This is a genomic window from Bacillota bacterium (genome assembly GCA_013314855.1).
GTDB lineage: Bacteria > Bacillota > Clostridia > Acetivibrionales > DUMC01 > Ch48.
This window is the reverse complement of the sequence record JABUEW010000181.1, coordinates 1-5750: the sequence shown is the minus strand read 5'-3', so window position 1 is coordinate 5750 and position 5750 is coordinate 1. Positions and strand designations below refer to the sequence as shown.

General features: G+C 46.8%; 6 protein-coding genes and 1 tRNA gene. All 7 read left to right on the top strand.

Features of this window, described 5'->3' with window-relative positions; genetic code table 11:
- Nucleotides 1-530 precede the first annotated feature (530 nt).
- The 7 genes from HPY74_19340 to HPY74_19310 all read left to right on the top strand — a co-directional run bounded on the left by HPY74_19340 (nucleotide 531) and on the right by HPY74_19310 (nucleotide 5749).
- Entirely contained in the window at nucleotides 531-854 is a 324-nt protein-coding gene (locus tag HPY74_19340) for a hypothetical protein (protein ID NSW92764.1), read from the top strand.
- On the top strand, nucleotides 842-1015 hold the full coding sequence (locus HPY74_19335) for a hypothetical protein (GenBank protein NSW92763.1): 174 nt from the start codon (nucleotides 842-844) through the stop codon (nucleotides 1013-1015). The genes HPY74_19340 and HPY74_19335 overlap by 13 nt, the downstream gene beginning before the upstream one ends.
- The gene (locus HPY74_19330; protein ID NSW92762.1) at nucleotides 1012-2970 is read left to right on the top strand and encodes an AAA family ATPase; all 1959 of its coding nucleotides are present in this window, start codon (nucleotides 1012-1014) and stop codon (nucleotides 2968-2970) included. Before HPY74_19335 ends, HPY74_19330 begins: the two co-directional genes overlap by 4 nt.
- On the top strand, nucleotides 2970-4055 hold the full coding sequence (locus tag HPY74_19325) for a recombinational DNA repair protein (RecE pathway) (GenBank protein NSW92761.1): 1086 nt from the start codon (nucleotides 2970-2972) through the stop codon (nucleotides 4053-4055). Before HPY74_19330 ends, HPY74_19325 begins: the two co-directional genes overlap by 1 nt.
- Complete coding sequence (locus HPY74_19320) at nucleotides 4052-4753, top strand: MBL fold metallo-hydrolase (GenBank protein NSW92760.1); 702 nt, start codon at nucleotides 4052-4054, stop codon at nucleotides 4751-4753. The genes HPY74_19325 and HPY74_19320 overlap by 4 nt, the downstream gene beginning before the upstream one ends.
- A 188-nt stretch (nucleotides 4754-4941) precedes the next feature.
- Nucleotides 4942-5367 carry a hypothetical protein gene (locus HPY74_19315; GenBank protein NSW92759.1) on the top strand — a complete coding sequence of 142 codons (426 nt, stop codon included), beginning with the start codon at nucleotides 4942-4944 and terminating at the stop codon, nucleotides 5365-5367.
- A gap of 301 nt (nucleotides 5368-5668) precedes the next feature.
- Nucleotides 5669-5749: transfer RNA gene (locus HPY74_19310), tRNA-OTHER, on the top strand.
- Nucleotide 5750 lies beyond the last annotated feature (1 nt).

Here is a 5750-nt window from a genome sequence, read left to right as displayed (position 1 = left end):
GTATGCGCAATGATGAGATCCTACGGAACAAGGTGGTTGGGATATCAGCACCTTCACCAAGGAAATATACGAGATGGCCGGAGCTGCTCTGGCGGTAATATTTTCAGGTTAGGGGGGTACGGTTGGAAATCATTAAGTTTATTGCGATAGCGGGATTGTTATATAAGCGAAAGGACGGGACACTATGATTACAATGGCACCATTCGAAACGTTCCGCGAACATGCGGACAGGGAGAGAAGCGACGAACCGTACAATGAGGCATTCATACAGTGTTGCAAAGCAAAAGCCCTTGAATACGACAAAGAGGACGCAGTACTAAGGCCATCGCTACTACGGGGACTAAAGAAATGTATACCAGCACACTTTAGAAGTCGGGTCTTTGATGGGATAACGAGTTTTGATTAAAAGGAAAGGGGGTTCAAGTATGACAGATGCTGACAGTGTCATGCTGATTGTAGTAATTGCTTTCAACTTGAACTGTGTGTGGCAGTAAGAGGAATGAGGAGCTATGTGGAAGGGAGGATGTCGGATGAGCAAAACACTGCGTGAGGCTATGGGTTTACGAGACAGCATAGGCAACATCAGTGTAGGGGACACGGTTCGAATTAAGGCCAACGGACGAACCGGCAGAGTTGATGCGATAAGCAAGCACGGCTTGTTGGCTATAAGAGGCTGTTGTGGTGTATATACCATGCCTGAGGTGGAACTCGTAGAAAAGGAGAAGTTTGTTCCTTGCCCTAACATTGAAAAAAACAGCAAAATATGTCCGGGGATAAAAGAAACGCTACATCCAGAGCCAACGGAATGCCGTTTTGTTAAGGTGGCTGGAAGTATAAGGTTATGGCTGGCATAGGAGGTAATGCCTTCAAAGCTCGATACCAGAAACCAGATAAGCACGGCGCCAGTGGATGGCACTGTCTTAGAGCGGTACCATGGAAAGATTCCTTCGATGAAGCACAAAGTGATTTAAACGCCTTAGCTAAAGAAAAGGGATGGAAGGAGATAAATTTATGAGGCTATTAAAACTATCACTCCATTTTTTTCAAGGCATAAAAGACTATACAATTGAACCCAATGGCGAGGACATTAATATTTTGGGTGACAACGGGACAGGCAAGACAACACTGTTTAATGCTTTTCTTTGGTTGCTCTTTGGTAAAGACAGCCAGGGCAAGTCTGATTTTGCAATTAAAACACTTGATGAAAACAACCAAGTGATCCCGGGCCTTGACCATGCGGTGGAAGGGGTTTTCGAAATCAATGGTAAAACGTTAGTCCTTCGTAAGGTCTATGCTGAAAAGTGGACCAAGAAGAGGGGCAGCGTTAAGCCGGAGGTCACGGGACACACGACAGACTATTTTCTGGATGGCGTGCCTGTGCAAAAAAAAGAATATGATGCTTACATTTCCGAAATAGCGGACGAAGCAATATTCAAGCTTCTAACCAGTCCGTTATATTTCAACGAACAGCTTCACTGGCAGAAGCGCAGGGAGCTACTCCTGCAGGTGTGCGGTGACGTATCAGATGCAGAAGTCATCGCTAGCAAGGCCGAGTTGGGCAAACTGGCTGAAATCCTCGGGAACCGGACCATAGAACAGCACCGGAAAGTCATCCAGGCGCGCAGGACGGAGATAAACCGGGAGCTTGAGAAAATCCCGGTACGGATTGATGAAGTCAAGCGGAGCTTGCCGGATATCAGCGACATTGCAAACGAAAAGGAACTACCGCAAGATATTGCCAAGCTCCGGGAAGAGCTACGGGCAAAGCAAGAGGAACTTGCACAGGTAAGGGCAGGCGGGGCAGTCGCAGAAAAGACAAAGGAACTCAGATTGATTGAGGGTCAGATTCTGGACCTGAAAAACAAGCACCGAGCAACGCTAAATGAAAAAATAGCAGGAAAAAGTAATGAGCTCATAAAGATACAAAACGAAATCAACAAGTTAAAAGTTGAAAATGACGCCCGAAACCGCGCTATTCAGCACAATGAAATGGAAATTAAGTTTCTTGAAGAAAAAATGGAAACTCTCCGCAAAGGCTGGTATGTAGAAAACAGCAAGGTTTTCGAGTATGAACAGAGCGAAACTTGCCCGACATGTGGTCAGCCTTTGCCACAGGAACGGCTTCAGGCGGCCAGAGATAAGGCGTTGGCACAATTCAACAAAGCTAAAGCTGAAAAGTTAGAAGCCATTAGAGCAGAAGGAAATAAGCTCAAGGATATGAAAACGGCGATGGAGGAAAACCTTGCATATGTGCGGCGTGATCTAGAGAAGGCAAAAGCGGATCTGGCTGACATGGAGAAAAAAGAAGCTGCACTAAAAGCAGAGATTGAAGCCATCATGCAGGGTGCGGAGCCAGTTGAGTCAACAGTTGAATACTATCAGTTGAACGCAAAGCACCGTGACCTGCAGGACGAAATTCGCAAACTTGATGCTGACAGTAGTCTTGCGATCGCTGCAGTGCAGAAGGAAATTGATAGCACCACCGATGCCATCGCGGCGCTTGAGCAGGCAGCGGCAAGGCTGCAGGCACACAAAAACGGCCTGAAACGCATTGAGGAATTGAAGGCCGAGGAACGTAAGCTAGCGGCAGAATACGAGGATTTGGAGAGACAAATATATCTCACCGAAGAATTCATTCGGGCAAAGGTAAGGCTTTTGGAGGACAGAATAAACAGTCGGTTCCAGATGGCGAGGTTCAAACTGTTTGAGGTACAGGTTAACGGTGGCGTAAACGAGTGCTGTGAGACGCTTTACGGTGGGGTACCGTATTCTTCTGGTCTGAACAATGCAGCACGCATTAACGTGGGCCTCGACATCATTAACACCCTGTCTGAGCATTACGGGTTTGCACCTCCAATATTCGTAGACAACGCCGAGGCAGTGACCCAGCTAATAAAAACCAGGGGACAGATGATAAGGCTTATTGTGAGCGAACCGGATAAAAAATTGAGAGTGGAGGTCGAGAAATAATGGCAAAAAACCAAGTTGTAACTCAAGAACAGTTGAAGGGTGAAACAAAACCAACAGCAAGCGAACGCTTTACGCAGATGGTTATTAAAGAATTCGGCAGTGGAGTTGGTGAAATTGCATTAACCGATGCCCAAAGGCGTTTAGCCCAGAATTACTTTATAGCTATTGATGAAGCACTAAAAACTTCGGAAATAAACAGGCAGAAGAAAAGCGAGAAATATAGGGACAAATTACCTGTGGTATGGGAAAACGTCAATATGCGGGATTTAGCTATAAACGTGGTGGCTTATGCCCGGATGGGGCTTGACCCTTTACAGAAAAATCATATTAATCCCATACCGTACAAAAACAACACCACCAACAAGTACGACATCGGTTTTATAGAAGGCTACAGGGGCATTGAGCTTAAAGCAAAGAAGTATGGCATTGATGTACCGGATGTCGTTGTTGTTGAACTGGTGTATAAAAGCGATAAATTCAAGCCTATCAAAAAGGACAAAAACAACCCCTATGAAAGCTATGTGTTTGAAATCGAAAATCCTTTTGACCGTGGGGAAATAGTCGGGGGCTTCTACTATCACTCGTATTCGCAAAACCCCGAGAAAAACAAAACAGTAGTATTTAACCTTGAGGAAATTCTAAAGCGCAAGCCCAAACATGCCGCACCCGAATTTTGGGGCGGTGAAAAAGACGTTTGGGAGGACGGTAAAAAAATAGGCAAAGAAAAGGTTGAAGGCTGGTTCGAGAAAATGTGTTGGAAAACCATGTACCGTGCCGCCTACAACGATATTACCATCGACAGCACAAAGATAGACGATGCTTACCTCAGGACCAAAGAGATGGAGATGAAGATGGCCGAGTTTGAGGTAGAAGAAGAAATCCGCCAAAACGCGAACAGCGAGGCAATTGACGTTGAATATGAGGTGTCCGATGCGGAAGACGCTCCGCCTTCGGATGCGAACACAAGAAGAAAAGAAGGCGATCCGGAACCGAAGCAAGAGAATAAGCCTGGGCCAAAACAGGACAAGCAATCCATAGAAGCCATGCAAATGAATATGACCGACACCGGGGGACCCGGATTTTGATTGAGATACTTCCCCTCGCATCCGGTAGCAAGGGGAACTGCTACAGGGTGACCGACGGAAGCACCCCCTTGCTCTTGGAATGCGGGATAAGCAGGAAAGAGATACAGAAAGGGTTGAGGTTTCGCACCATCGAAATAGCAGCGGCATTGGTGACCCATGAGCATAAGGACCATTGCAAAGCGGTTCAGGATATTATGAAGACTGGAATAGACTGCTATATGAGCCAGGGCACAGCGGAAGCTCTCGGAATAACCGGCCACCGGGCACATATCATTAAGGCGAAGCAAAAGTTTTATATTGGTACCTGGGTCATATATCCCTTCAATGTACAACACGATGCTGCAGAACCGTTGGGCTATCTGCTGGCAAACCGTGCAGGGGATAAGCTGGTATACATCACCGACAGTTATTATTGCAGGTACCGATTTCTGGGATTAACCCATGTCATGGTCGAATGTAATTATGCTCTGGACATAATGAATGACAAGGTGGAAACCGGTACACTACCGCCAGAGATGAAAAAGCGCATCCTTCGCAGTCATATGAGCCTTGAGACGGTAAAGGAATTTCTGAAAGTTAATGATCTATCAAAGGTGCAGGAGATATGGTTGCTGCACTTGAGTGATGGCAATAGCGATGCGGCCAGGTTTAAACGGGAGATACAGGAGCTTACAGGAAAGATGGTGTTTGTAGCTTAATCGTGGGCGGCAGCGTGGTGGGAACACGCAGACGAAACAAATCCCGGGTGGAAACCGTTGCGGCAAATAAATTCCTGGTGGAAACGTCATACAGGTTCGAATCCTGACGCCCACTGACATTTTATGAGAGGAGGCTATGGCCTTGAGAATTAAAAAAAATAAAAATTACCTCGGAAAAGAAGATACAAGTGGTTTACGAGAAACGGAGCAAAATAGGTTGGGACGAATATTCCTTTACCTGTTCCGAGGAACCACGCCCGGAATTATACGCTGCACTGAGAGCACTTGCGCCGCATGTAATTAAAATGTGTGAACTGCCCGAAGATTACTTGTCAAGGATAGATGTCCGAGGCGTCACTTTTAGCTATGGCGGCGAAAATGAAGTCATGGGAGCAACAATCATTGGTCAGATGGAGTTAAAAAACTCTTATTCGAAACTTAATTTAAATACTCCTTATAAAGCCAGTGATTCTTACTCCGAGTATGCTCCACCGGACGAAATGCAATTGTTGTCAGGCGACTGCATAGAAGCCCTTGAGGAACTTTGCAAGGAAGTTGAGCTTTATATCGAAGGTGAACGAGCGCAGCAGAACATGTTTGCAATGATATCTTGAACCCACATAGGCCCCGGACGATGAAGCAGGGGATGTCCTTCGGGGGCAACTGGTCGGAAGCGCAGAGGATGGGGCCACTCATGAATAGATAAATAATGGCGGTGGCGGAAGAGAGACGCACATTTGCAGATGTAAAGGGCTAGCCCGGTCCGGTGGGTTCCAGACTGCAATCTGGATGAGGGAGGCCTAAGAAGATAACGGCCCACCATGCAGGTTCAAACCCTGCCCGCCAAATGTATGATCTATGAATAATGATTGCACCGGGATGGCCGGCCAGGTCCCGGGATTATGAAAGTTTTGCGGGGCGGTGGCGCAAACAGGTAGCGTGCCGGGAGTGGCCACTTAAAACCGGAAGATGCAGGTTCGAATCCTGCCCGCCCTGC